Source organism: Methylobacterium komagatae, from assembly GCF_042661665.1.
Lineage (GTDB): Bacteria > Pseudomonadota > Alphaproteobacteria > Rhizobiales > Beijerinckiaceae > Methylobacterium > Methylobacterium komagatae.
In genome coordinates this window covers 1,816,928-1,841,689 of sequence record NZ_JBHSWN010000001.1, presented here as the reverse complement: position 1 = coordinate 1,841,689, position 24,762 = coordinate 1,816,928, and the positions used below count along the sequence as shown (strand labels likewise).

Below are 24,762 nucleotides of genomic sequence, written 5' to 3'. Positions count from 1 at the left end.
TGCAGCGTGATTCAGTGTCGAGGCGTAAGTGCCTCGTCGAGCACACTGATCACATGTCGCGCGCCGAGCCCCAGCCCGTCGTGGATCTGGTGGCGGCAGGAGGTGCCGTCGGCCACGACGAGATCGTCCGGCCCCGCTTTCCGCAAAGCCGGGAACAGGGACAGGCTCCGCCATGGCGAAGGACGTATCCACCGTCTCCTTGCCGTAGCCGAACGCCCCGGCCATGCCGCAGCAACTCGACTCGATGACGCGCACGTCGAGCCCCGGCACCGCCCGCAGCAGCGTCTCTACCGAGCCCATCAGGCCGAAGGATTTCTGGTGGCAATGGCCGTGGACATGCGCGACCCGCCCGCCCTGGTGGGCGAAGGGCAGGCTGATCCGCCCAGCCCCGAGGTCGCGCATCAGCAACTCCTCGATCAGGAGGGACTGCTCCGCCAGCGCCTTCGCCTCGTCGCCCGGCAACAGAGACAGGAACTCGTCGCGGAAGGTGAGCAGGCAGGAGGGCTCCAGCCCGACGATCCGCGCCCCGGCGCGGACGTATGGCAGCAGCGCGTCGAGCGTCCGCTTCGCTTCTGCCCGCGCCCGGTCGGTCTGGCCCGAGGCGAGCCAAGTCCGGCCGCAGCACAGGGGGCGGCGGCCCTTGGCCGGGAAGACCCGGTGCAGGCGGTAGCCCGCCGCCACCAGCACCCGCTCGGCGGCCTCCAGGTTCTCACGCTCGAAAGCGCGGTTGAACGTGTCGCCGAACAGCACGATGTCGCGGAACGCGCCCGTGACGTCCGACGGGTGGGCAGGCTCGCCGGTCTCCTTCCACGGCCGCCGCCAGCGCGGTAGGCTGCGACGGGCCGAGAACCCTGCGATACGCTCGGACAGCCCCGCCAGGGCGGGGTGACGGTCGCGCAGGTTGAGGAGCGGCGCGAGACGCGCGGCCACGCCGGCATAATGCGGCATCAGCCCGATCAGCCGGTCCTTCAGGGGCAGGCCGTGCCGGGCATGGTAATGGTGCAGGAACTCGACCTTCATCTTGGCCATGTCCACGCCGGTCGGGCATTCCCGGCGGCAGGCCTTGCATGACACGCAGAGGTCCATGGTCCGCTTCATCTCGGGGCTGGTGAAGGCCTCGGTTCCGAGTTGGCCGGAGATGGCGAGCCGCAGGGAATTCGCCCGGCCGCGGGTGAGATGCTGCTCCTCCTTGGTCACCCGGTAGGAGGGGCACATGGCCCCGCCCGCGAGCTTCCGGCAGGTGCCGTTGTTGTTGCACATCTCGACAGCCGCGCCGAAGCCGCCCCAATCCGACCAGTCGAGGGCGGTCCCGGCCGGGGTCGTCACCGCATAATCCGGCTTGAAGCGGAAGAGGCTACGGTCGTCCATGCGCAGGGGGCGCACGATCTTGCCGGGGTTGAGCCGGTTCTCAGGGTCGAACCCGTCCTTCACCGTCTCGAAGGCGCGGGCCAGCGTCGCGCCGAACAGCGGCTCCACGAATTCCGAGCGCGAGATGCCGTCGCCATGCTCGCCGGAATACGAGCCCTTGTAGCGGCGCACGAGCCCGAGGTCTCCTCAGCGATGGCGCGCATCTTGGCGACATCGCCGCCGAGCTTCATGTCGAGGATCGGGCGGACATGCAGGCAGCCCACCGAGGCGTGGGCGTACCACGTGCCCCGCGTGCCATGCTTGGAGAACACCTCCGTCACCGCATCGGTGTAGTCGGCGAGGTGTTCGAGGGGGACGGCGCAATCCTCGATGAAGGAGACCGGCTTCGCGTCGCCCTTCATCGACATCATGATGTTGAGGCAGGCCTCGCGCACCTCCCAGACCGGTTTCTGCCGGGCGGGCTCGATGACTTCGACCACCGCGTTCGGGAAGCCGTGATCGGCCATGCAGGCATCGAGGCGCTTCAGGTCGCGCTTAAGAGCATCGAGGTCGTCGCCCGCGAACTCCGCCAGCAGCAGGCAGTTCGGCTTGCCGCGGGTGATGTCCGCGAGCGTCGTGCGGAACAGGGGGATGTCGGCCCCAAGCACGAGGACGTTGTTGTCCACGAGCTCCACCGCCACCGGATCGAGGGCGACGAGGTGCTGCGTTGTCTCCATCGCCGCACGGAACGAGGGAAAGTGGCATACGCCCATCACCCGGTGGATCGGCAGACGCGAGAGCTTCAGCGTCACCGCCGTGGTCGCGGCCAGCGTCCCCTCGGAGCCCACCAACAGATGGGCGAGGTTCGGCCGGTCCATGACCAGCGCGTCGAGATTGTAGCCGCCGACCCGGCGCTGGACCTTGGGGTAGCGTGCCTCGATCTCGTCCCGGTGGGCGTGGGCGAGGCGCAGCATCCGCGCCGCGAGGTCTTCGGCCCGCGCCGAACCGGACACGCCGCTGGCATCGTTGCCGGTGAGCGAGAAGGCGAAGGGCTCGCCGTCATGAAGCAGGGCACGCATCGCCAGCACGTTGTCGCGCATCGTGCCGTAGCGCAGCGAGCGGGCGCCGCAGGAATTGTTGCCCGCCATGCCGCCGATGGTGCAGCGGGTCGCGGTTGAGGGCTCGACGGGGAAGAACCAGCCATCGGCCTTCAGCCGCGCGTTCAGCCGTTCAAGCACCACGCCCGGCTCAACCGTGACGGTGCCCGCCTCGGCATCGTAATCGAGCACGTGGTTGAAGTGGCGCGAGCAATCGACCACCAGCCCGGTGCCGATCGGCTGGCCGTTCTGCGAGGTGCCGCCGCCCCGCATGATGACGGGCACGCCGTGCTCGGCGGCGATCTGCAGGGTCGCGACGATATCCGCTTCCGAGCGCGGCAGAACTACGCCCGCGGGAGTGATCTGGTAGATCGAGGCGTCGGTGGCGTAGCGTCCGCGTGTGAACGCGTCGAAGCGCGCTTCGCCTTGAAGCCGTTCGGCCAGCCGCCGCGCCAGCCCGGCTCCCTTGCGCGCCGCCGCGCAAGGTGTCTCGACCGTCCCTGCCGCCACGCTTCCCCCCTTACGAGCCTCGCCCGGGCTCTGCGACGAGAATTGTATTCAAGATTCAGTCGAACGGAAGTCCGTCGGAGTCCGACAGGCTGCGTTACGTGGCAGCGGGGGGATTCGCGCCCGGGAAAGGGCGGCGCCCCATTCACAAATGGCAAGAAAGAAAAGTGGTGTCCCCGGCAGGGCTCGAACCTGCGACCCCAGGTTTCTTACCACTTCGGCTTTCGCCGCCGACCGGCCGGTGCCGGTGCGTTCGTGGTCTGGACTATCCCTTCACCATGGGCCTTTCGGCCTGTAGGTGCCGCCCGTCTAGTCTCTACACCTTCCCGCCAGGGCGGGCTTGGCTCGGGATCGGCAGGGCCGTGGTGCCGGAGCACCGGGCCGGGAGCTTTCCCCGACTTTGAGCGGATCCGCCGCGCGGTTTCCCGGCGCGACGCCCAATTTGAACCTCTAGGAAACCTGTGCTCTGTCCAGCTGAGCTACGGAGACAACCGCGCGTCCTTAGCATCTCCACGGGGCGCGGCCAACACCGCCGGAGGCCGGGACCATGGGGCTGAGACGGCGATTCGCGCCTGTCGCGCTCGTAGCCCTCTCCGTTCCTGCCGGAGCCGAGCCTGCGCCTCACCCGGATTGCGCCCTCGCCCCGGCCCGGATGGAGACCCTGGAGGGCATCGGGCCACGCGGCGAACTCCGCTTCGCCTCGGGCGGGCGGGCCGTGCTCGATTCGCTGCGTTGGCCCGAGGACGATACGGCGGCGCGGGAGCGGATCGGCGCGCGGGCGGGCCAGCGCCTCGCGGTCAGCCCGCGCGGAGGGCCCGACCGTTGGGGCAGGGAGCGCGTCGGCGCCGAATCCCTGACGGATGGCGCCGACCTCGCCGGGGACCTCGTCGCGGCGGGTCTGCCCCCGTCGATCCGGGCGAGGCGGACGAACTCTGCCGTCCGGCGCTCCGCCTGCTCGAACAATCGGCCCGGCGGCGGCGGCTCGGCCTGTGGCGGGACGATCCCATCGACGCGCAGGACGGCCCGGCCCTGCGGCGTCTCGCCGGGCGTTACGCCGTGGTCGAAGGCCAGGTGCGCCATGTCGGCGAGCGCAGCACGCGCACCTACCTCGATTTCGTCCCTCGCGGCGGCGACGGGCTTACTGTCACGGTAACGAAACGCACTTGGCGAAGGATGGCCGCCCATGGTTTGACTGCCGACTCGCTGCACGACACACGCGTGCGGGTCCGCGGCGTCATCGATGTGCGGCGTGGCCCCGTTCTCGTGGCGGCGACGCCCGATGCCATCGAGATGCTGGACGGGCGGGACGATTCTGGGGTGCGGCGCTGAGCGCGATGGACGTGATGCGGGGGGAGTCGGTTTCCGGCGGGCGGCCTGTCTGGGCCTTGCCGCCCTGGTGCTGGGCGCCTGCGTGGCCGACCAGACCGGCTCGGTGAGCGCGCCCGCCGCCGTGCGCGTTCCCGCCGAGGCACCGAAGGTGACGGGCCGCGAGCGCGCGACCGATTCCGACCATCTGAAGCTCGTGGCTTCCTTCGGCGGCGAGGCCAAGGCCCCGGCCGTCACGCGCCTGCTGACCGAAGTGACCGACCGCCTCGTGCGGACGAGCGACCGGCCGGACCAGACCTACGTCGTCACCCTGCTCGATTCGCCGGTGGTGAACGCCTTCGCCCTGCCGAACGGGCGCCTCTACGCCACGCGCGGCCTCGTGGCGCTCGCCAACGACACCTCCGAGGTGGCGGCGGTGCTGGCCCACGAGATCGCCCACGTCACCCTGAACCACGCCACGGCCCGCAGCGAGCTGGAACTGCGCTCCGCCCTGGTGAGCAAGGTGGTGGCAGACGTGCTGAACGACCCCGATACCGGCGCGCAGCTGAAGAACCAGTCCCGCTTCGCCCTGGCCCGCTTCTCCCGCGAGCAGGAACTCGAAGCCGATGCCGCCGGGGTGAAGACCCTTGCGGCAGCGGGCTACGATCCCTTCGCGGCGGCCCGCTTCCTCACCGCGCTGAACCGCACCGTGCAGCTCAAGCAGGGGGCCGGAAGCGCGAGCACGCCGGACATGCTCGCCACCCATCCTGGCACGGCCGAGCGCGTGGCGCTGGCCACCCGCGCCGCCCGCAAGGTCGGCGCGCCGGGCATCGGCACCGACGACCGCAGCCGGTTCCTCGCCGCCATCGACGGCTTGGCCTATGGCGACAGCCCCCGCGACGGCGTGGTGCGCGGCGGGCGCTTCCTGCATTCGGGCCTCGGCATCGCCTTCGCGGTGCCGGAGGGCTTCAACCTGGAGAACACGCGCTCGGCCGTACTGGGCACCACGGCGGATGGCGGGCGGCGCCTGCTGTTCGACCAGATCGAGGCGAAGGAAGGCCAGGGCCTCGACGCGATGCTCAAGGCCACGTGGAACGACAGCCTCGATCCAGCCGGCTTCGAGACCCGCGAGGTCAACGGCCACCCGGCGGCCTTCGCCCTGTCCCGGGGCAAGGATTGGACGTTCCGCCTCGCCGCCATCCGCCTCGGCGGCGCGACCTACCGCATGATCATGGCGGGCAAGGGCAGCGCCGACCCGGAGGCCGCCTTTCAACGCTGGGTGTCGAGCCTGGAGGAGGTCTCCGCCGAGGAGATCGCCGCCCTGCGGCCGACCCATATCCAGATCGTCCAGGCGGCGGGCGCCAATGCCGAAGAACTCGCCCGGCGGATGATCGTGGCCGACCGTCCGCTCGACCGGTTCCTCGTGCTCAACGGGCTGGAACGCAGCACCGCGCTGGTGCCCGGCCGCAGCTACAAGATCGTCACCGAATAGGCGTCGCCGGAGACCCTGCCGTGATCCGCTTCTACTACAACCTCTCGCCGAACCCGATGAAGGTCGCCCTCTGCCTGGAGGAGCTCGGCCTGCCCTACGAGCCGGTTCCGGTGGACACCCGCAAGGGCGAGCAGTTCGACGCGGCCTACGCGGCGGTGAACCCGAACGCGAAGGTGCCCGCGATCGTGGACGGCGAGGCGACGGTGTTCGATTCGAACGCCATCCTCCTCTACCTCGCCGAGAAGGAGGGACGCTTCCTGCCGCAGGGCGCGACGGCGCGGGGCGAGATGCTCTCCTGGCTGATGTTCGTGGCGACCGGCATTGGCCCGTTCTCCGGGCAATGTGTCCATTTCCGCCATTTCGCCCCGAAGGATGCGGGCGCCTACGCGATGGATCGCTACATCTTCGAAGCGAATCGCCACTGGACCGTGCTGGAGGCGCACCTCGAGGGACGGGCCTTCATGCTCGGCGACACGTATTCCATCGTCGACATGGCCGTGTGGGGCTGGGCCCGCATGGTGCCGTTCGTGCTGGGCGAAGAGGCCTTCGGCACCCTGCCGAACGTCAAGCGCCTGCTCGATTCGATCAATGCCCGCCCCGCGGCCTCGCGCGCGGAGGGGCTGAGGGCGCGCCACGCCTTCAAGGCAGAAATGGACGACGAGGCCCGGCGAAACATGTTCCGCTTCATCAAGCCCGCCGCCTGAGGCGAGAAAGGGACCAGGGCAGCCTCAGGCCCCGGTCCCGCCCCCGGATCTCTCCTTGCGGCGCTCGCGCTCGGCGCGCAATTCCCGCTCGGCGATCAGCCAGAACTCGATTTCGAGACCCTCGGGCCGGTGGTTGCGCTCCCACAATTCGTAGGCGCGCTCCCGGATCTGCTCGAAGGTGATGACGTCGCGGTTGCGGGTGTCCCCGTCCGTCTTCCGTTCGTCGATCATGGTGCCCAACCGAACCGGCTTGCCCTTCGGCTCAGGATCCCGGCCGGTGCAGATAGGCCGTGAGGCTGGTCACGCGCGTGCCGACCATGGAGACAGCCTTGCGCAGCCGCGCTTCGGTCACCCCGAAATGCTGTGCCCAGGCGAGGCGGCTGCTGCGGTCGAAAATGGTGACGTGGCTCTTGCCTTCGGTACCCGTCGTCATGCGCCCGATCCCGATCTGAGGAGTGCCCGGCAGGACCGGGCTCTTTCCGGGTCAACCGGAGGCTTCAGATTCGGTTTCACTACCCGGTGTGGATCCGGTGCGCCTGTCACTCCCAGCGGAACGGGGGCGAGCGGAAAGGCAGGTCTGTGCGGGGACGGGGCAAGGGCTCCGGTTCCCGCTCCCGCTCCGGTTCGGGCTCCTCGACCGCGTCGCAGAAGAGCAGCGAGCCCTCCGGCAGGGGCGGCGCCTCGACCCCGCGCCAGCGTCCGTAGGACCAGGGCCGATACCAAGCCGCGCCCTCCGGCAGACGGCCGGGCACGAGGTCGATGCCATGCGTACCGAAGGGACCGCAGCGGCAGAACCGGGCGAAGCCCATCCACGCCCCGTGCCAGACACCGTAGTTCGCGATGGCTTGGTCCATATAGGCCGAACAGCTCGGCCAGTGACGACACTGTCGCCCGATCAGGGACGACAGGCTGAGCTGATAAGTGCGCAGCGCCAAACGCGCGGCGCGACGCGGCACGCTCACGCGGCGGCCCGCCGCTTGGCCTCGATCTGGTCGAGGGCATCCACCACGGCGTCGAAGGCGAGGAGTGTCGAGGCGTGGCGCGCCTTGAAGTCCCTCACCGGTTCCAGCACCGCGAAATCCGCGAACGCGCCGGAGGGCGGGGCCGCGCCGTCCTTCAGCATGGCGCGCATTCCCTCGCGCAGGGCGCGTAGATCGTCCGCCGACGTGCCGACCACGTGGCGACCCATCAATGATGAGGAGGCCTGACCGAGGGCGCAGGCTTTGACATCCTGCGCGAAATCAGTCACCCGCCCGTCCTCGCCGAGGGTGAGATCGACGGTCACTGTCGATCCGCACAGGCGAGAATGGGCGGTGGCACTCGCGTCCGGCGCGTCGAGACGCCCGAGCCGTGGGATGTCGGCGGCGAGTTCGAGGATGCGTCGGTTGTATATGTCGTCCAGCATTAAAGCCTCAGTTGAGCAAGCATAACGGCATTGGGACCGCCTGCGCAGCCGCTCTCGGATTGCGCGTTTGCTCAGGACACACGATATAGGCGATGTGCCGCTGCTTCGCGAGGAGTCGGCCGATCGACCGAGGTCGCGCCCAAGGCCGAGGTCGGGCTCATTGGCCCAAACGTAACCGGGGCACCGGCCCGTGCGCGAGAAGCGGGCGCGGGTCCCACCCACGAGCCTGAGCCTGACTTCATGTATGCCAAGCCCGACAGCACCACGATGAAGACCCGTGTGGCGCGGGCCGGAGATGCCATGGACGCCGCCCTCAAATCCCTCTCCTACCGCGTCGACGGCCAGCCCCTGAACGGTATGCGCAACGATAATCTGCCTCTTCGTGACGGCACCGCCCCCGTGGCTGAAATCGCGCCGGAGCCTGCCTCCGCGACACGCGTGCCCGAGGGTATCGAGACCGGTCGCCCCAGCCGCGAGGAGGCCGAGGCCGCCGTGCGCACCCTGCTGCGCTGGGCCGGTGACGATCCAACCCGCGAGGGGCTCCTCGACACCCCCGCCCGCGTAGCCAAGGCCTACGAGCAGATCTTCTCGGGGTACCGGGTCGATGCCGATTCGCTGCTGGAGCGGGTGTTCGAGGAGGTCGAGGGTTATTCGGATGTCGTCCTCGTGCGGGACATCCCGTTCCACTCCCATTGCGAGCACCACATGGTGCCGTTCATGGGGCTGGCGCATATCGCCTATTACCCGTCCAAGGGCGTCGTGGGCCTGTCGAAGCTCGCCCGCGTGGTCGATGCCTTCGCCAAGCGCCTGCAGACCCAGGAGACGATGACGGCGCAGATCGCCGACGTCATCGAGAGCATCCTCAAGCCGCGCGGCGTCGCCGTGATGGTGGAAGCCGAACATCTCTGCATGGCCATGCGCGGTGTGCAGAAGGCGGGCGTCTCAACCCTGACGACCCAGTTCCGCGGCGTGTTCAAGGATTCGGCGGACGAGCAGGTCCGCTTTCTCACCCTCGTTCGCGGCGGAGCCAAATAGGCCCTCGCGGCTTTCTCGAGCGCCATGTCCGCGACCGACTCTTCCGCCTCCACCGGCGTCTCCTTTCCCCCGCCCGGCAGCAAGGCCGAGATCGAGGAAGGGGAGGTCTTCATGCCCCGCTTCGACCGGGACGGGCTCGTGACCTGCATCACCATCGATGCCGGGGATGGGCGCGTGCTGATGCTGGCGCATATGAATGCGCAATCGCTGGCGCGGACGCTCGAGACCGGCGAAGCTTGGTACTGGTCGCGCTCACGGCAGGAATTGTGGCGCAAGGGCGCGACGAGCGGCCAGATCCAGCGCGTCGTGGAGATGCGCACCGATTGCGACCAGGACGCCGTGATGATCACCGTCGAGGTCGGCGGCGATGGCGGCTGCTGCCATACGGGCCGCCGCGCCTGCTTCTACCGCACCGTCGCCTACGACCGTGAGACCGGCCAGGTGCGGTTGCGGCCCGCCGGGGAATGAGCCGCCTCCCGGAGCGGCGCGAGCTTCCTCATCGCCCCCCTCCCTCCTTGTCTCGGGCCGAGGCGCCGCGCGCCCGGGCCGCCGAGGCGGTGCGCCGGGCGGCGCGGGGCGAACCGGAATTCCCGCCCGGCACCGTCGAACCCATCCGCCCGGCGGCAGCCGCGCCACGCCTCGGCCTTGCGCTTGGCGGCGGATCGGCCCGGGGCTGGGCGCATATCGGCGTCATCCGCGCCCTGGAAGAGGCAGGCCTCGTCCCCACCGTGGTGGCGGGCTGCTCCATCGGCGCCGTGGTTGGGGCGTGCTACGCGGCGGGACGGCTCGACCGGCTCGAGACCTTCGCCCGCTCCCTCACGCGGGGACGGGTGGTGCGCCTTGTGGATCCGCGCCTGCCCGGCTCCGGACTGATCGCGGGCAACCGCCTGCGGCGGCGGCTGATGTCCGATCTGGGCGACGGCCGGATCGAGACCTTGCGGATCGCCTTCGGCTGCGTCGCCACGGAGTTCGGTACTGGCAGCGAAGTCGCCCTGACCGAGGGTCCGCTCGTGGAAGCCGTTCGGGCCTCCTACGCCATTCCCGGCTTGTTTCCCCCGGTCGATCTGGACGGGCGGTTCCTGATGGACGGCACCCTCGTCAATCCGGTGCCCGTCGCCTTGGCCCGCGCCCTTGGGGCGGATGTCGTCGTCTGCGTCAACCTGAACGGCGATACCGGCGGCCCCGTCACCCACGAGGTGACGGCCCCCGCTCCGCGCAGGGGCGTGTTCCACGCCCTGCGCGGGCGCCTGCCCGGCTTGTCGCGCACGCCGCCGGAACCGCAAGTGCCCGGCATCGCCCGCGTCGTGCTCGACGCCTTCAACATCACCCAGGACCGCATCTCCCGCGCCCGCCTGGAGCGCGACCCACCGGACGTCGCCATCGGTCCCGACGTGGCGGCCTTCGGCCTGTTCGATTTCCACCGCGCGGAGGACGGTATCGCCCTCGGCTACCGCGCCGCCCGCACCGCCCTGCCGAAGATCCGCGCCGCGCTGGATGGAGCGGCCGCGCGGGTGTGAGGTGGGCGGGGGACTCCGAGCCGGGCCGAAGAGCCAACGGTCCCATCCCCGACCTTATCCTGAGCTTTCCGCCTTGGTGGGCCTCGAAGGATGAGGGGGGAGAGCGAGAGGTCGATCCCCTAAATCAACTCAGCCGGTGACGGCTCTCTGCCAGAGCTCGAATGATCCCTTTTCCTGCATCAGGATCATAAAGTCTCGCCATGCCATTGAGGTGAGGCGACCGCTGATCCGCCGCAAGCAGCGCGCGGTTGAAGAGCCTGTCCCAAGCCGCCAGACCGCAGAAACGACGAAGCCGCCCGAAGGCGGCTTATCGTTAGTCTGACGTATGGTTGGGAAAACTGGAGCGGGCGAAGGGATTCGAACCCTCGACCCCAACCTTGGCAAGGATGTATGAAGTCGTTTCCCTGTGTTTCCGCCGATTTCAAAAGTTTTCATTCATCATTGCAAGTCGTTGCAGTATTGACTGCATTCGCTTTGCGCCGTTTCATGGCGTAGCCGCCCGTTTCCGACACGGTGCTGCCTGCGTGCGTCCTGAAGGAGCAAGACCATGAAGCGAAGGAACGCCGTTCGCCTGACGCTCAGGACCATCGAAAAGGCGGCCGCAAAGCCCACCTCCTATTTCATCTGGGATCTCGATCAGCCCGGGTTCGGGTTGCGGATCGAGCCGACCGGCGCGAAATCCTTCTACATCCACTATCGTCTCGGAGGCCGCGGCTTTCCTTCCAAGAAGATGAAGCTCGGCGACGTGCGCAGCATGAGTGTGAGCCAAGCGCGGAGCGAAGCGGCGGAGAAGCTCGTGCTTGCCCGGAAGGGCGAGGATCCGGCAGCCGAGCGGGTCGCGGCGAAGAACTGCCTGTTCGTGCACGAACTGATCGACCTATACGGGTCGGAAGGCCTCGTCCGCTTGAAAGGACGCCGCAAGGGCGAGGACATGACGGAGGAGACCGCAAAGTACACAATGGCGCGGCTGCGCAACCACGTCGTACCGGTCCTGGGCCAGCTCCGGCTCGTCGAACTCGACAAGACGCACGTCGAGTCGCTCTTCAGGAAGGTCGGCTCCGGAGCGACAGCCGCGAAGACTGAGGAGCGGACCGGCAGGGGAGCGGTCGTCCGCGGCGGACGCGGTGCCGCGCGAAAGGTGGTCCGCGATCTATCGGCGGTCTGCACGTTCGCAGTCGACAACAATCTCATGAAGGCGAATCCCGTCGCGAACGCGCGGGTCAACAAGGTGGACAACGAGCGCAAGGACTACCTGACGACTGCGCACGTGCAGCGCCTCGGGCGAGCACTCGTCGAGGCGGAGACGAGTCACGGCGTCCCGCGCGTCGCAACGGACCAGATCCGTCTCTGGCTGCTGACCGGCCTGAGGAGGAACGAAGGAGCCGCGTTGAAATGGAGCGAGGTCAGGCTGGAACATGAAAGCCTGGAACTCGAGACTTCCAAGAGCGAGACCAAACGGCCTCTCACGCCCCCGGCGGTGGCGTTCCTGCGGAAGCTGAAGGAGACAGCCGACTCCGCCTACGTCTTCCCGGCGAAAAGAGGCGACGGCTGGTTTACGGGTACGAAAAGGTACCTGCCACTGATCATGCGCCTCGCCGGACTCGACAGGCTGTTCCCGCACCTCCTGCGGCACACCTTCGGATCGAACGCGATCTCCCAGGGATTGAGCATCCCCCTGGCCGGAGCCCTGCTGGGACACGCCAACCTTCGGTCCACGCTGATCTACGCCCACGTCCAGCACGACGTCGCGGCCAGAGCGGCCGGCCCATGCATGACCGACTTCGCAGCGGCGCTGGGCGCGCCGACACGCGACGCGTTCGGTGGAGAACGGTCGAACGCGGCCGATGGCGGAGAACGGTCGTGAGATACCCGACCAAGATTCGTCCGCACTGGATCCCGCTGCATCTCGCTCCGTTCACTCTGCGCCGGATGCAGGAGCCGTGCGCTCGCGATCTCGAGCTGGATGCGGAGTTGGAGCGCGCGTTGGCGGTCGACGCGCCGGATCACATGCTCGTTCGGGCGGACTGGTCCGCCGGACTGATCGAGGTGCTCGCCCGGGATCCGGTCGACGACGACATGGGGCCGGGTGACGGCTACCGCGTGTGCGTGAGCTCGCATCCCGCACTTTTCCGATCCGCGGCATCGCGAACGTCGCCGTCCGCATCGGCGATGCTGTGCGCCGGCCTCGTCGACGCCTTCTGGTCGGCGCTGATCAGCCGCCATTCGGCTCTGATCGTCGGCGACGTCCTGGCCGTCCATGCAAGGGGCGGTCCCAGACCGGTCGACGGCTTCAGGGAGGTGCCTGCCGACGTATGGGCATCCTCGTCCATCGATTGGGCCGCCGGAACGTGCACGTCGCCGGACGGCCATGTGTACTTCTCGATCCACGTCGCCCGGTCGGAACCGCCCTCGCCGCGCCCCGGCGACGAGGGCGGCCCGACAGCGACCGGCAGGCAGACGCCGTGCGACGTCGGTGCGCCGGGGGTCGTTTCGACCGGCGACGTGGAAGGCATGGACGTCCGCGCGGCAAGTCGCTTCCTGGGTGTCAGCAAAAGCTCCTTGGACAAGTGGCGGCTGACGGGCAACGGCCCGCCGTTCCACAGGATCGGAGCCCGCGTGCGCTATCTCAAGTCCGAACTCGAGGGATGGCGGAACCGACGTCGGGACCCGGGTCGTTCGATTTGAACGAACGCTCGTTTACAGATCTCCGTTGTATGATGGCGTTGAACCGGTCTGGTCGGAATGTCGGTCCGGACCAGCTGAGCGCGATCGAGACGATGACGGAAACCGAAGTCGGGCAGGAGCAAGTGGGTCTATGTGAATCAGCGCGGCTTCGGGCGCCAACGTCGGGCGTAAGTCCAATTCAACACCAAAGCGTGCCCCTGGCGGAGTCGATCCCCGATCTCCTACAAGTTCAACGAATCCGGGTTTTCGGTGGGGTCAGGATCGGCGCCGATCGCGACCGCAACCTTCATGGGATTCCGGTCGAGCCCGCAACCGCTTAGGCAGTGTCGCCCAAGGCGCGTGCTTCGGCGCCGATTCGCAAGCGGTCGCCTCTTCGTTTTGTCCACTCTCATACGGACGATCCGGACGTGATCGCCGACAGGTGGATTGGGACGTCGACTGGGCGGGCGGGGCGGCGGCCGGCCACGGCCCTTTTGCGTAATGGCCTTGAACATTCAGCCGAGTTTCGGCGTCCTGCGCTGCGGCTCAAACGTGCCGGTGTGCCACAGGGGCGAACGACGCGCGCCTTCCCGCCGTCCGGTCGCCTCCAGTCTTCGGCGACCTGAGACGCGACCGTGTGGGTTATCGCTCCGGCCCCGCGCAGGACTCTCGGTTTGCGAGAAGCGAAGCCCGCATCGGCGCTTGCTGCGAACCCGGCTGTCACGAATGCGCGGTGCTCGGCCGCTACCGGGTCGGGCGTCATTCGCCAGTCCTCGTCTGACCGTGCCCCGCAATCTTCGACTGCACCGTCGGTGTCCGGGCGCTCGGGCCACTCTAAGCGTCGACGATATGATCGCCTATCGTTCTCGGCCGAGCCAACTACCGGCGACCGCTGCCGAGACTCGCGCTTGACCGCGGCCTCCTTTCGCAATCCGCTTACGGAGGCTGGCGACCTCCGTCGAACCGGAGCCTGCGCGCACTGGTTCGGTTGCAACGGGCTTGCATCGACGAGTCGGCACGACGACTCTATCTGAACCCGGGACGATGAGTGCATCCGACCGGTTCGTTCCCGACACCGATCTTTCGCCGACCGCCTGCCGGAAGGCTCAGGAGCCGATATCGTGACAACGGATCAGAGACGAGATGCCGTGGCGTCGTCGAAGGGCAAAGCACCTAAGACGCTTTCGTCGGACACCAAGCTGGCCGCGATCAGAACTGCCATGGCCGCGGACGACTGGGATACAGCCTTGAAGCTCGCTTCGCGCTTCCAGCGTTTGGGCGAGCAGGCCAGCGTCATCCGGCGGGCTGCGGATTTCCAACTCCGGCCCAACTTCTACCGCCAGTTGGGATACGACGGCGAGAGGGTGCGGGCGGAGGGGATCGCCGCTCTCAAGGAGCGGTTCAGCGTTTCCTGGTCTCAGACGAGCAGCCGGGACTGATCGCTTGACGAAAACCACGACGCTCATCGCGACGAACGTCGACCGGCTCGCTTCGACAGGCGGCCTCTCGAACATCCAAGACTCTCCGGTCGGGGCGAGCGGATTCGGCTCGTTCTCTTGGCCCTTGCCGGAACAAGTCTCGTCCATGCTCCAGGCTTGGCAAAGCGCGGAACGTGCGTCGCCGATGGAGCTCGGTCGTCAGCTCTACGACCTGCTCCTTGCAGGCCGACCTGGAAGGACAATGCCGACCGCGCTCGAACGCGCGCGAGCCGCAAGTCGTGTTCTTCTGGCGTTCAGTACGGCTTCCCCGGAAATGCACTTGCTTCCGTTCGAGATTTTGCACGACGGGGATCGGTACCTCGCCGGAGGCGAGAGGATCCCATTTCGCTGGATCAACGACGGTTCGACCCAGGATGCCAGATCGCACGGCTTCCGGCATTTCCTGGTCGCGGTCGCGAACCCGACCGATCACCCCGATTTCGACCACGATCGGGTAGTCGGCGAACTGCGGAAGGCGATCGACGCGATACCTCAGGCGACCTGCAACATGGTTCCGCATGCCACACGCGGCTCGCTGAGGCGCGCTCTCGGCGAGCGGGATGCCTATGACGCAGTGGTGATCGTCGCCCACGGCGGCAGCGCCACCGCCGAAAGGGACGGTTTCATGGTGCTCGAGGACGAGAGCGGCGCCGCAAGCAGATGGGTCGGCGAGGACTGATCCGCCCCCAATGAAGTGGTCCGCCCTTTGGTATGGCTTTGAGCCTGGAGGACGGATCGATGTCGAGGAAGCGACCCAAGCCTGAGGAGATCGTCGCCAAGCTGCGGCAGGCGGACGTGCTGGTCGGGCAAGGCCAGAGCGTGGCGGAGGCGATCCGCGCGATCGGCGTGAGTGAGGTGACCTACTACCGCTGGCGGCGTGAGTACGGCGGCCTGAAGTCGGATCAGGTCCGGCGGATGAAGGATCTGGAGACGGAGAACCAGCGGCTCAGAAAAGCCATCGCCGATCTCACCCTGGACAAGCTGATCCTGCAGGAAGCCGCCCGGGGAAACTGACCAGCCCCGCGCGCCGACGCGCCTGCATCGAGCATGTCCGGACCGTGCTGAAGGTCTCCGAGCGTCGGGCCTGCAAGGCACTCGGGCAGCATCGCTCGACACAGCGCAAGGCGCCGCGGGGCAAAGATGACGAGGCGGCGCTCGTCGCCGAGCTGATCGAATTTGCCCGTAGCTACGGGCGCTACGGCTATCGGAAGGTCGCCGCCCTACTGCGGGCGGACGGCTGGCTGGTCAACGACAAGCGGGTCGAGCGCCTATGGCGGCAGGAGGGGCTGAAGGTCCCGGCCCGCCAGCCCAAGCGCGCACGGCTGTGGGACGGGGATGGTTCCTGTATCCGGCTGCGCCCGGAGCACCGCAATCACGTCTGGTCCTACGACTTCGTCGAGACGCGCACCCACGACGGGCGCAAGTTCCGGATGCTCAACGTCCTCGACGAGTTCAGCCGCGAGTGCCTGGCCATCCGAGTGGATCGCAAGCTCAAGGCGGCCGACGTGATCGATGTGCTGTCCGACCTGTTCATCCTGCGCGGCGTGCCGGCGCACATTCGGTCAGACAATGGTCCGGAGTTCATCGCCAAGTCGGTGCAGTCCTGGATTGCGGCCGTTGGCGCAAGGACGGCCTACATCACCCCTGGTTCGCCGTGGGAGAACGGATATGTCGAGAGCTTCAACGCACAGATACGCAACGAGCTGCTGAATGGCGAGATTTTTTACACGCTCAAGGAGGCGCAGATCATGATCGAGGGCTGGCGACGGCACTACAATACGGTTCGGCCGCATGGCGCATTGGGCTACCGGCCGCCAGCGCCAGAGGTGTTCGTGCCAGCTATAGCCGCTAGGCCGGCTGCACCGGCCAAGCTCGCCGTGGTCCAGCGACCAACCCTGCACTAACTTTGACCTTGGACCACCTCGTGGGGGCCGATCAATAGGCGATGAACTCCTTCACTGCGAGGTCGAGCTTGCGCTTGCGCTCGGGCGAGAGTTGCGCGTCCATGGCAGTGAGAAAGGGACCGCGCGCCTGTTCCACATCGGTGAGGGCGCTCTGGAGCCCGGCGAGCCGGGCTTTGGCCTCCTGGGTGTCTTCGGCGGTGTAGACCGCGGTGGCCTGCACCACTGCGTGCTCGATGGCCTGGGCCAAGGTCCGCGCCTGCAGGCCGGCGTTCCAGGCCGCTTCGGTCGCTGCTGCGCGCTGCTGCTCCTGATCGGCTTGGCGGAGGGCAAAGCCGGAGATGCCGGCGGCGACGAGGCCGAGCAGGCTGATCACGGCCACGAGTTTATGGGCCAGGGAGATACGCATCAGGAACTGCCAAATACCGAGTTGATGCGCCGGTCCCTGCACCGGCATCCGTTGCGCTACCCTTAAGGATAGCTGGCAAAATCGCCTCGACACATTATGAATTAAAACGCCCATATCGTTATGATTGCCAAACAGCGATTGCAAAGAATGAATATTAAAGTCAATATTAAGAGCCATCATACTCAAGGTACCGAGCAATATCCTTCAATCGCATAGGGCTGCTTCGGATTTGCACTTGGCGCGCAGGCCATCCAAACCAGATCAGGCGGAAACATACTGCCCAGACTCATTATGGATCAGCGAGGCGGTCGGCTGAGCAGCGGCAAACGTCCACCTCCGCGATGCAGCGCTTCGGAGCGAGCCGGTCTACTGCCACAATCAAGACATGCTATACTGATAGTTGAAGCGGAGCGTCAGCGATCTCATCGGCTCGGAAGTGAAATGAAGTGCATAGACGCGCACCTGTTCAGACTAAGTGTTGGCGACTTCCATGTACCTTGATCCGGCCACCTTGCTGATCGCCAGCTCTGCGACAACTTTCCTGGTTGGCACGTTACTTCTGGTAGCGGGGCGTGAGTCGCAGGGATCCCGCTCTCTGAGCCTCTGGGGAGCGGCACATCTCATTGGCGCCATCGGTTCCGTCGGCATCGCTCTACGCGACCAAGTCCCTGACCTGCTTTCCATCGGGCTGGCCAACGTGCTCGTTCAGGCCGCTTATGGATTGATCTGGAGCGGCGTCCGCTCCTTCGAGGGTCGTTCGATCCGCCTAGGCGTTGCGTTCGTCGGCGCGATATTCTGGTGTGTCCTCTGCCTGGTTCCGGCCTTCTACGCGTCAGTTACGCTGCGGATCCTATATGGTTCGGCCGTGGCGACACTCTACTGCAGTTCGGCCGCCGTGGAGATCTGGCGCGGCCGCGCGGAGCGGCTCGCCTCCCGAGTTCCGGCTTTCACTGTGCTAGCCCGTCTTATTCATGAGGGCAGTGGATCTGAGGTGGCGAGCGTAGCGTAGGCCATTGATATGGCTTAGGGATTGGGTGCTGTTGCCAAGCCTTCAGACCGCATCGAGCCCGCCACGCCCGCCATGTCCGATCCTACGTGTCTCCCGTTCGCGTTTCCATCCGTCTGGGGCAAGAAGCTCACAGCTGCGTTTGACGGCGGACGCCTGACCTCGGACGGCGGCGTCCTGCTGCTCGCCCAGGCTGCCCGACGGTTGGGCATCGCCGAGAAGCTCGCCGCGGTGATCCCGGACCGGCGTGATCCGAGCCGGGTTCTGCATCCGTTGCCCGAGATCCTGCTGGCACGCATCCTGGCCATCGCCTGCGGGTACGAGGATGCCGATGACCTCGACCATCTGCGCGCCGATCCAGCCTTCAAGCTCGCCTGCGGCCGCCTGCCCGACAGCGGCGCGGACCTGATGAGCCAACCCACCGTCTCGCGGCTGGAGAACACGCCGGGCCTGCGCGACCTCATCCGGCTCGGGCGGGTGCTGGTCGACCTCTACTGCGCCAGTTACGCCGTGCCGCCAGCCGCCGTTACTCTCGACATCGACGACACCTGTGATGTGGTGCACGGCCAGCAGCAACTGTCGCTGTTCAACGCTCATCACGCTGAGCGCTGCTTTCTGCCGATCCACGTCTACGACACCGCCACCAGCCGTCCCGTCGCGATGATCCTGCGCCCGGGCAAGACGCCCTCGGGTCGCGAGGTGCGGGGCCATCTGCGTCGGCTCGTCCGGGCGATCCGCCGCCACTGGCCGAACACCGCGATCACCATCCGGGGTGACGGCCATTACGGCCGGCCGGAGGCGATGGACTGGTGCGAGGATAATGGGGTCACCTACGTCTTCGGCCTGACCGGCACCAAGGCGCTCGCCGCCAAGGTCGAGGACACCGCCGACCCTATCCGGGTGGCGCGGGCCATCGACGACAAGGATGCGGTGCGCGGCTTTGCCGAGACCACGCACGCGGCCAAGTCCTGGCGACAGCAACGCCGCGTCGCTGCCCGCATCGAGGCCACGCGGCTCGGCCTCGACATCCGCTACGTGGTCACGAACATCACCACCGGCACGCCCGAATGGCTCTACGCCGACCTCTACTGCGCCCGCGGTCAGGCCGAGAACCTGATCAAACTCCACAAAACGCAGTTGGCCTCCGACCGCACCTCCTGCCGGAACCCTGCCGCCAACCAGATGCGGCTCGTGCTGCACACGGCGGCTTACTGGCTGATGCTGACCGTCCGCGACGCCATCCCGAAGACCCATCGTCTCGCCAGAGCCGAGTTCGCGACGATCCGGCTGCGGTTACTCAAGCTCGGGGCCCGCATCCGCGAGACCGCTGCCCGTGTCCGTCTTGCCTTCGCTGCCGCCTGTCCCGAGGCCGACCTGCTACGCCACCTCGCGACCGCGTTTGCTCCGGCCCCGGCCTGAACCACGGGGCTGTGACGCCCCGACGAACCCGCTTCCATCCCTCCAGCGCCGACAGAACACTCCAGATCCACACGCGTCAGAACAGACGTGCGATCCCGCTCGCCATCAGCCCAAAACGCACCGTCCGCCGAAGCCCAATGAATAAGTCGGGCTAGGTACGGAGAATTGAAAGTTCCTATTGTGCCAGCTACGATTTCACGACACACCGTCGATGCGGCCATCGACGTACTTGAAGTGAGCTTCGTCAAGTTGGTGGAGTGCCTCGTCGCATCCGGCTGGCGCCTCGAGTTGGCCGGCACCGATGCACCGAGCATCCATTACAACATAGCCGGTCGAGGCACGCTCATCACGAGCAGGAGTGCGCCCATCGATCTTCGGCCGCACACCCTCGTCATTCTTCCGAGGCACACGGCGTTCGCCCTCGAAACCCCCGGCGCATTACCCATGCGAACCGTCAACCGGGGGCCTCTGAGTTCGGCGCCCGGATCGGTCCGACGCTTCACAGCCGGCCCGAGTGCGGCCCACCTCGTCCTCGTCTGCGGTTACTTTCGGGCGCTGTATGGCACATCGATCGACGTCTTCGACACGCTTCGGGTGCCCATCGTCGAATACTTCGACGAAATCGATCAAATCGACCACAAATTTCGTGAGGCGGTCGACGAGCTCGCCGCACAGGAGGTCGGCACCGGAGCAATGGCCGCAGGCCTGCTCAAGCTTGTTCTCATTGCGATATTCCGGAGATCGCTCGTCTCGCAGCAAGTTTGGGCGGAGCGGTTCTCGTTGCTCAGCGATCCGCAGATCTCGCGGGCCTTCTCCGAAATGGCCGCGCGACCAGCGGCGGACCATACCGTATCGTCCCTCGCCCATGTCGCCGGTCTGAGCAGATCCGCCTTCCTGGCTCGCTTCACCAAGGCCTTCGGCACTTCGCCGATGTCGACGCTCAGGCAGCTGCGCATACGACACGCGGCGGCACTTCTGTCCACGAACGTACTGCCGATCGATCAGATCGCTCAAGCTGTCGGGTATCGGAACCGCAGCAGCTTCTCGAGAGCCTTCAAGAAGACGTACCTGATCGATCCGAGCGAGTATCGAAATCGAAAGGCGATACAAGAAGGCGAAGTTTACAACCCCGATCCATAAGATCGGGGTTGGACAGTAGATCTGTGCGGGGGCAACCGTAGCGAGGCTGCCCCCTATCGTCTGTCGTTTCACCGATCCGACGATCGTAAGGTGGATCGAGATCGTGACGTCAGCCGCGCGGCCGACCGTCGGGCCGTCGCACGGATGCCAGCAGCAGCGTTATCGACGCCGCCAGCAGGACGAGATCCTTGAGGAGGAACTGTCCGGGCATCGCGGAGATTGCGGGAAATCCACCGGCGGTGTGCTCGGCCACGCCGGGGGTGGTCACAAAGAACGTCAGTGTTATCAGGTACGTCGTGATCGACATCGCGGCACCCAGGGCCGAAACCACTGGAACGAAGGCGCCGACTGCGAGCGCGATCGCGGTCGACAGCTCCAAGATGCCGATCACACGGCTTGTTCCCTGAATGCCGAAGACGTCGTGCAACCAGCCCATGATGGGGCTATTCGCCACGAACGGGGCAATCCCGCCAGCCTCATAGGCCGTGAACTTCATGAAGCCGAACCAGAGAAAGATGACGACCAGCGACCAGCGCAGCGGCGAGAGACTGGATCTCAATCCGGCGGGGCCTTCGGCGGTCACGAACCAGGACTGATGCGGAGTGGTGGTAGTCATGGCGAAATCCTTTCGGGTCATGTTGCACGAGACAGGTGTGCGGGAACGCAGCGCGCGATTGCTGTCGTCGGTCGGACCTGTTCGACAGGTGGAGGGGTGATGGAGTGACTAGGCTGATCGGCCCCCACGAGGTGGTCCAAGGTCAAAGTTAGTGCAGGGTTGGTCGCTGGACCACGGCGAGCTTGGCCGGTGCAGCCGGCCTAGCGGCTATAGCTGGCACGAACACCTCTGGCGCTGGCGGCCGGTAGCCCAATGCGCCATGCGGCCGAACCGTATTGTAGTGCCGTCGCCAGCCCTCGATCATGATCTGCGCCTCCTTGAGCGTGTAAAAAATCTCGCCATTCAGCAGCTCGTTGCGTATCTGTGCGTTGAAGCTCTCGACATATCCGTTCTCCCACGGCGAACCAGGGGTGATGTAGGCCGTCCTTGCGCCAACGGCCGCAATCCAGGACTGCACCGACTTGGCGATGAACTCCGGACCATTGTCTGACCGAATGTGCGCCGGCACGCCGCGCAGGATGAACAGGTCGGACAGCACATCGATCACGTCGGCCGCCTTGAGCTTGCGATCCACTCGGATGGCCAGGCACTCGCGGCTGAACTCGTCGAGGACGTTGAGCATCCGGAACTTGCGCCCGTCGTGGGTGCGCGTCTCGACGAAGTCGTAGGACCAGACGTGATTGCGGTGCTCCGGGCGCAGCCGGATACAGGAACCATCCCCGTCCCACAGCCGTGCGCGCTTGGGCTGGCGGGCCGGGACCTTCAGCCCCTCCTGCCGCCATAGGCGCTCGACCCGCTTGTCGTTGACCAGCCAGCCGTCCGCCCGCAGTAGGGCGGCGACCTTCCGATAGCCGTAGCGCCCGTAGCTACGGGCAAATTCGATCAGCTCGGCGACGAGCGCCGCCTCGTCATCTTTGCCCCGCGGCGCCTTGCGCTGTGTCGAGCGATGCTGCCCGAGTGCCTTGCAGGCCCGACGCTCGGAGACCTTCAGCACGGTCCGGACATGCTCGATGCAGGCGCGTCGGCGCGCGGGGCTGGTCAGTTTCCCCGGGCGGCTTCCTGCAGGATCAGCTTGTCCAGGGTGAGATCGGCGATGGCTTTTCTGAGCCGCTGGTTCTCCGTCTCCAGATCCTTCATCCGCCGGACCTGATCCGACTTCAGGCCGCCGTACTCACGCCGCCAGCGGTAGTAGGTCACCTCACTCACGCCGATCGCGCGGATCGCCTCCGCCACGCTCTGGCCTTGCCCGACCAGCACGTCCGCCTGCCGCAGCTTGGCGACGATCTCCTCAGGCTTGGGTCGCTTCCTCGACATCGATCCGTCCTCCAGGCTCAAAGCCATACCAAAGGGCGGACCACTTCATTGGGGGCGGATCAGTGTGAGGTCGAGACGGAAGACGTGGGCATTCTGGATCGCGTCCGTGAGACCTTCGGGGACGTGCGGATCGGCCCTTAAGGATCCGCTGCCGACCCAAACCGGTCACCCAGGCTCGTGCTTCATCCGGCTAAAAGCGGACTTCGGAATCTATGGCCGCGGATGACTGCGATTGCTCGAATGCAGAATAGCAGATTTCGAGCGATCAGGTGGCGGGAGCATCCTTCGTGGTGCGTCAATGTTAGATCGACTCAGGCCTTACGCTCTGCAATTTTATGGGCCGACCAACCAGTAGGATCCCTATAGCGACCCACTTCAGCACGACGAGTCGTGGCTGACTCCACCTTCAAACCGTCGGATCTACGGTTCGGACCCAAGAGGCTTCACCCGAGCCTGCTCTCCTCAGCTTGTCGCAGGGGCTTGCAATCACGTTAGCTTGGCACGTCCGTCCTGCCTTCGGCCAAAGGCTCGGACGCCAGTGGCCAGCGCAGGCTCCTCAACCTTCAGGTCGGCTACAGGAGGCTTGCTTGTCCGCGAGATTGAAAAGCCGGATCGGATGATCGTCAGCAGGAAGGCGGTCAGCATCAACACAAAAGCGCCAAACGAGATGATCCGCTGCTGCATGTGCTCTATCCCGAGCGTGGTCCCGATCCGACTAGGATCCATGGTCGCGCGCAGCAGGCGTGCACGTTCACCGGACCAACTGCCAAACACGAGATAGTTGAGCGTCCCGCCGACGCGGCTTGGATCACGTCGAGCAACGTACTCGATGTGGCACGTCGACACGAGATAGTACCAGCGCGTGCATTTCGACTCCTTGATCGCCAGGTCGTCGACCAGTACCCAGCGTCCGCCGACTTGCAGATCGCTCGCGAGCTGTGGTCCTGCGTACACCAGAGGACCTACGAGCGTGAACGTTAGGGCGGCAAGGAACAGGAGGGTCCGAACCATCTGTCTGCCTCCGATAGCTGTGCGATGCGTGCAGCTGTGGTGCGTAAGCGGGACTTAAACATTTCAGCGAGGACGGGACGTTAGCCCCGCGCTTTAGCGAACAACTGTACCGCCCGCGGATTGTGAGACACCGATCTGAAGCCTACGCGGCCAAGGCCGCGGGTGGAAGCTGCGCGGCACGAACGGCGGCTGGGGGTCGGAACCCGTGCCGCTCGATCAGCCACGTCTCATTGTAGAGGTCGCGAAACGCCAGCAGCGCGCGACGCAGGTCCTCGACCGTGTCGAAGTGCTCCACCCACAGCAGGTTCTCCTTGAGCGTGCGGATGAAGCGCTCGGCGCAGCCGTTTCCTTCCGGTGCGCGCACGAAGGCGGGCGAACTCGCGATACCCAGGAACGCCAGCTCCGCCTGGAAATCGTCCGACATGTACTGGCTGCCGTGGTCGTGCCGGACACTCAGGCCGGAGGCGATCTCGGCCGTAAAGCCGCCGAAGCGCTGCCGCACACCCTGGCGGATCGGCTCCAGCGCCTCGAACCGTGTGGCCCGACGCGCCGCATGGATGCCCACGCACTCGGCCGAGCAGTGGTCGACGGCCACGAACACCGCGACCTGTCCCTCAGCCGTCCAGGTGGTGGTCAAGTCCGTGCCCCACATCGTGTCCACCCTCTCCGGGATGATGGTGCCGTCGTGATTGCGCGGGCCGCGCGGTGTGCCGACGCGAGAGGGGGCGAGCAGATCATGGGCGCGCATCAGGCGCAGCACGCGGCGTTTGGAGGTGCGCACGCCCTTGAGGCGCAGCCGCGCCCAGACCTTGCGGTGACCCTCGCCGTGGAAGGGGCAGTCCGTGATGATGGCGCGGATCTGCGTGAGCAGCGCCGCATCCGGCATCGGCCCGACTGGGCCGGGACGCCGCGACGGCACGAGCCGGGCGGGTGAGAGGTGCCGGTGGACGGTAGCGCGCGACACGCGCCAGATCCGGCACACCCGGGCCAGTCCGTAAACTTTGCCGCTGGCAGGCGAGACGGCCCGGCTCATGGCCGCGACCGCCTGCGGGCCAAAGGGCCGGGGCCGCGCGCCTCCAGGGCGGCGATCTTGGCCTCCAGCAACTCGCGCTCGATCAGCATCTCACCGAGCTTGGCCTTCAGCCGCCCGCTCTCCAGCGCGTCCGCATCAAGGGGCCGGGTCGCCAAGCTCGCTTCGCCCGCCGTCAGGAACGCGTCGCGCCAGCCCGACAGGGTCGCGGCGGTCACGCCCAGACTGCGCGAGACGCTCTCCAGGTCCTCGCCGCGTAGCAGCCGCAGCACTGCATCCCGTTTGCGCTGCCGGGACATGCGCCCGCCGCGACCAGGACCGACTGCGCCTGCATCTGCCCTCGTATCCGTGCTCATCATCCTCAC

21 protein-coding genes and 2 pseudogenes are annotated in these 24,762 nt (G+C 66.6%); 13 read left to right on the top strand and 10 right to left on the bottom strand.

Annotated features, from left to right (window positions below):
- Nucleotides 1–11 precede the first annotated feature (11 nt).
- Nucleotides 12–2,954 (bottom strand): annotated as a pseudogene (locus tag ACFQE0_RS08980) (FAD-binding and (Fe-S)-binding domain-containing protein).
- 544 nt (nt 2,955–3,498) lie between these two features.
- Here ACFQE0_RS08980 and ACFQE0_RS08975 point away from each other — a divergent pair.
- From ACFQE0_RS08975 to ACFQE0_RS08965, 3 genes are all read left to right on the top strand, one after another.
- On the top strand, nt 3,499–4,104 hold the full coding sequence (locus ACFQE0_RS08975) for a hypothetical protein (RefSeq protein WP_378968882.1): 606 nt from the start codon (nt 3,499–3,501) through the stop codon (nt 4,102–4,104).
- A gap of 126 nt (nt 4,105–4,230) precedes the next feature.
- On the top strand, nt 4,231–5,748 hold the full coding sequence (locus ACFQE0_RS08970; protein ID WP_378968880.1) for a M48 family metalloprotease: 1,518 nt from the start codon (nt 4,231–4,233) through the stop codon (nt 5,746–5,748).
- A gap of 20 nt (nt 5,749–5,768) precedes the next feature.
- Nucleotides 5,769–6,452: a glutathione S-transferase family protein gene (locus ACFQE0_RS08965; protein ID WP_378968878.1), complete on the top strand. Its 684-nt coding sequence runs from the start codon at nt 5,769–5,771 to the stop codon at nt 6,450–6,452.
- A 24-nt stretch (nt 6,453–6,476) separates the two neighbouring features.
- Here the strand turns inward: ACFQE0_RS08965 and ACFQE0_RS08960 are convergent, their stop codons facing one another.
- The 4 genes and pseudogenes from ACFQE0_RS08960 to ACFQE0_RS08945 all read right to left on the bottom strand — a co-directional run bounded on the left by ACFQE0_RS08960 (nt 6,477) and on the right by ACFQE0_RS08945 (nt 7,857).
- On the bottom strand, nt 6,477–6,683 hold the full coding sequence (locus ACFQE0_RS08960; RefSeq protein WP_378968876.1) for a DUF2934 domain-containing protein: 207 nt from the start codon (nt 6,681–6,683) through the stop codon (nt 6,477–6,479).
- 31 nt (nt 6,684–6,714) lie between these two features.
- The gene (locus tag ACFQE0_RS08955) at nt 6,715–6,885 is read right to left on the bottom strand and encodes a DUF3606 domain-containing protein (RefSeq protein ID WP_378968874.1); all 171 of its coding nucleotides are present in this window, start codon (nt 6,883–6,885) and stop codon (nt 6,715–6,717) included.
- 229 nt (nt 6,886–7,114) lie between these two features.
- Nucleotides 7,115–7,414 (bottom strand): annotated as a pseudogene (yidD, locus tag ACFQE0_RS08950) (membrane protein insertion efficiency factor YidD); the annotation flags it as partial.
- Nucleotides 7,411–7,857: an iron-sulfur cluster assembly scaffold protein gene (locus ACFQE0_RS08945; RefSeq protein ID WP_378968872.1), complete on the bottom strand. Its 447-nt coding sequence runs from the start codon at nt 7,855–7,857 to the stop codon at nt 7,411–7,413. The gene ACFQE0_RS08945 and the pseudogene yidD, both read right to left, overlap by 4 nt.
- A gap of 240 nt (nt 7,858–8,097) precedes the next feature.
- On the opposite strand from ACFQE0_RS08945, the gene folE reads away from it, so the two are divergent.
- From folE to ACFQE0_RS08905, 8 genes are all read left to right on the top strand, one after another.
- The gene (gene folE / locus ACFQE0_RS08940; protein ID WP_378968870.1) at nt 8,098–8,892 is read left to right on the top strand and encodes a GTP cyclohydrolase I FolE; all 795 of its coding nucleotides are present in this window, start codon (nt 8,098–8,100) and stop codon (nt 8,890–8,892) included.
- 24 nt (nt 8,893–8,916) lie between these two features.
- A complete protein-coding gene (gene hisI / locus ACFQE0_RS08935; RefSeq protein WP_378968868.1) occupies nt 8,917–9,360 on the top strand; it encodes a phosphoribosyl-AMP cyclohydrolase in 444 nt (147 codons plus the stop codon).
- Between the two features lie 47 nt (nt 9,361–9,407).
- Entirely contained in the window at nt 9,408–10,409 is a 1,002-nt protein-coding gene (locus tag ACFQE0_RS08930) for a patatin-like phospholipase family protein (protein ID WP_378968866.1), read from the top strand.
- Between the two features lie 547 nt (nt 10,410–10,956).
- Complete coding sequence (locus ACFQE0_RS08925) at nt 10,957–12,273, top strand: tyrosine-type recombinase/integrase (protein WP_059409799.1); 1,317 nt, start codon at nt 10,957–10,959, stop codon at nt 12,271–12,273.
- Nucleotides 12,270–13,094: a helix-turn-helix transcriptional regulator gene (locus tag ACFQE0_RS08920; protein ID WP_043388016.1), complete on the top strand. Its 825-nt coding sequence runs from the start codon at nt 12,270–12,272 to the stop codon at nt 13,092–13,094. Before ACFQE0_RS08925 ends, ACFQE0_RS08920 begins: the two co-directional genes overlap by 4 nt.
- A gap of 1,127 nt (nt 13,095–14,221) precedes the next feature.
- Nucleotides 14,222–14,512, top strand: a complete 291-nt coding sequence (locus ACFQE0_RS08915; RefSeq protein ID WP_139239598.1) for a hypothetical protein — start codon at nt 14,222–14,224, stop codon at nt 14,510–14,512.
- A 145-nt stretch (nt 14,513–14,657) separates the two neighbouring features.
- A complete protein-coding gene (locus ACFQE0_RS08910; protein WP_378968862.1) occupies nt 14,658–15,230 on the top strand; it encodes a CHAT domain-containing protein in 573 nt (190 codons plus the stop codon).
- Between the two features lie 59 nt (nt 15,231–15,289).
- Nucleotides 15,290–16,455, top strand: a protein-coding gene (locus ACFQE0_RS08905) for an IS3 family transposase (RefSeq protein ID WP_089231777.1) whose coding sequence is annotated in 2 segments (ribosomal slippage) — nt 15,290–15,554 and nt 15,554–16,455 — 1,167 coding nt in all. Because the reading frame shifts where the segments join, the coding sequence is not laid out codon by codon here.
- A gap of 31 nt (nt 16,456–16,486) precedes the next feature.
- On the opposite strand, the gene ACFQE0_RS08900 is transcribed toward ACFQE0_RS08905, so the two are convergent.
- Nucleotides 16,487–16,861 carry a hypothetical protein gene (locus ACFQE0_RS08900; RefSeq protein WP_378968860.1) on the bottom strand — a complete coding sequence of 125 codons (375 nt, stop codon included), beginning with the start codon at nt 16,859–16,861 and terminating at the stop codon, nt 16,487–16,489.
- Nucleotides 16,862–17,942: 1,081 nt separating this feature from the next.
- On the opposite strand from ACFQE0_RS08900, the gene ACFQE0_RS08895 reads away from it, so the two are divergent.
- Nucleotides 17,943–19,286, top strand: coding sequence for an IS1380 family transposase (locus ACFQE0_RS08895; RefSeq protein WP_378968723.1), 1,344 nt, complete (start codon nt 17,943–17,945; stop codon nt 19,284–19,286).
- 165 nt (nt 19,287–19,451) lie between these two features.
- A complete protein-coding gene (locus ACFQE0_RS08890) occupies nt 19,452–20,426 on the top strand; it encodes a helix-turn-helix domain-containing protein (protein WP_043388181.1) in 975 nt (324 codons plus the stop codon).
- Between the two features lie 109 nt (nt 20,427–20,535).
- Here the strand turns inward: ACFQE0_RS08890 and ACFQE0_RS08885 are convergent, their stop codons facing one another.
- The 4 genes from ACFQE0_RS08885 to ACFQE0_RS08870 all read right to left on the bottom strand — a co-directional run bounded on the left by ACFQE0_RS08885 (nt 20,536) and on the right by ACFQE0_RS08870 (nt 24,753).
- The gene (locus tag ACFQE0_RS08885; protein ID WP_043388180.1) at nt 20,536–21,042 is read right to left on the bottom strand and encodes a YkgB family protein; all 507 of its coding nucleotides are present in this window, start codon (nt 21,040–21,042) and stop codon (nt 20,536–20,538) included.
- 148 nt (nt 21,043–21,190) lie between these two features.
- Nucleotides 21,191–22,356 (bottom strand): IS3 family transposase gene (locus tag ACFQE0_RS08880; protein WP_089231777.1). Its coding sequence is split into 2 segments (ribosomal slippage): nt 21,191–22,092 and nt 22,092–22,356, totalling 1,167 coding nucleotides; the frame shifts between segments, so codons are not numbered across the junction.
- Nucleotides 22,357–22,842: 486 nt separating this feature from the next.
- The gene (locus tag ACFQE0_RS08875) at nt 22,843–23,367 is read right to left on the bottom strand and encodes a hypothetical protein (RefSeq protein ID WP_059410302.1); all 525 of its coding nucleotides are present in this window, start codon (nt 23,365–23,367) and stop codon (nt 22,843–22,845) included.
- Nucleotides 23,368–23,509: 142 nt separating this feature from the next.
- Nucleotides 23,510–24,753, bottom strand: a protein-coding gene (locus ACFQE0_RS08870; protein WP_091994892.1) for an IS3 family transposase whose coding sequence is annotated in 2 segments (ribosomal slippage) — nt 23,510–24,429 and nt 24,429–24,753 — 1,245 coding nt in all. Because the reading frame shifts where the segments join, the coding sequence is not laid out codon by codon here.
- Nucleotides 24,754–24,762: the final 9 nt, after the last annotated feature.

What these genes read in the sequence shown, in the direction of transcription:
- ACFQE0_RS08975 (WP_378968882.1), top strand. Translation starts at nt 3,499, where the DNA reads ATGGGGCTGAGACGGCGATTCGCGCCTGTCGCGCTCGTAGCCCTCTCC.
- ACFQE0_RS08970 (WP_378968880.1), top strand. Translation starts at nt 4,231, where the DNA reads ATGCCATCGAGATGCTGGACGGGCGGGACGATTCTGGGGTGCGGCGCT.
- ACFQE0_RS08960 (WP_378968876.1), bottom strand. Translation starts at nt 6,683, where the DNA reads ATGATCGACGAACGGAAGACGGACGGGGACACCCGCAACCGCGACGTC.
- ACFQE0_RS08955 (WP_378968874.1), bottom strand. Translation starts at nt 6,885, where the DNA reads ATGACGACGGGTACCGAAGGCAAGAGCCACGTCACCATTTTCGACCGC.
- ACFQE0_RS08945 (WP_378968872.1), bottom strand. Translation starts at nt 7,857, where the DNA reads ATGCTGGACGACATATACAACCGACGCATCCTCGAACTCGCCGCCGAC.
- folE (WP_378968870.1), top strand. Translation starts at nt 8,098, where the DNA reads ATGTATGCCAAGCCCGACAGCACCACGATGAAGACCCGTGTGGCGCGG.
- hisI (WP_378968868.1), top strand. Translation starts at nt 8,917, where the DNA reads ATGTCCGCGACCGACTCTTCCGCCTCCACCGGCGTCTCCTTTCCCCCG.
- ACFQE0_RS08925 (WP_059409799.1), top strand. Translation starts at nt 10,957, where the DNA reads ATGAAGCGAAGGAACGCCGTTCGCCTGACGCTCAGGACCATCGAAAAG.
- ACFQE0_RS08910 (WP_378968862.1), top strand. Translation starts at nt 14,658, where the DNA reads ATGCTCCAGGCTTGGCAAAGCGCGGAACGTGCGTCGCCGATGGAGCTC.
- ACFQE0_RS08900 (WP_378968860.1), bottom strand. Translation starts at nt 16,861, where the DNA reads ATGCGTATCTCCCTGGCCCATAAACTCGTGGCCGTGATCAGCCTGCTC.
- ACFQE0_RS08895 (WP_378968723.1), top strand. Translation starts at nt 17,943, where the DNA reads ATGTCCGATCCTACGTGTCTCCCGTTCGCGTTTCCATCCGTCTGGGGC.
- ACFQE0_RS08885 (WP_043388180.1), bottom strand. Translation starts at nt 21,042, where the DNA reads ATGACTACCACCACTCCGCATCAGTCCTGGTTCGTGACCGCCGAAGGC.
- ACFQE0_RS08875 (WP_059410302.1), bottom strand. Translation starts at nt 23,367, where the DNA reads ATGGTTCGGACCCTCCTGTTCCTTGCCGCCCTAACGTTCACGCTCGTA.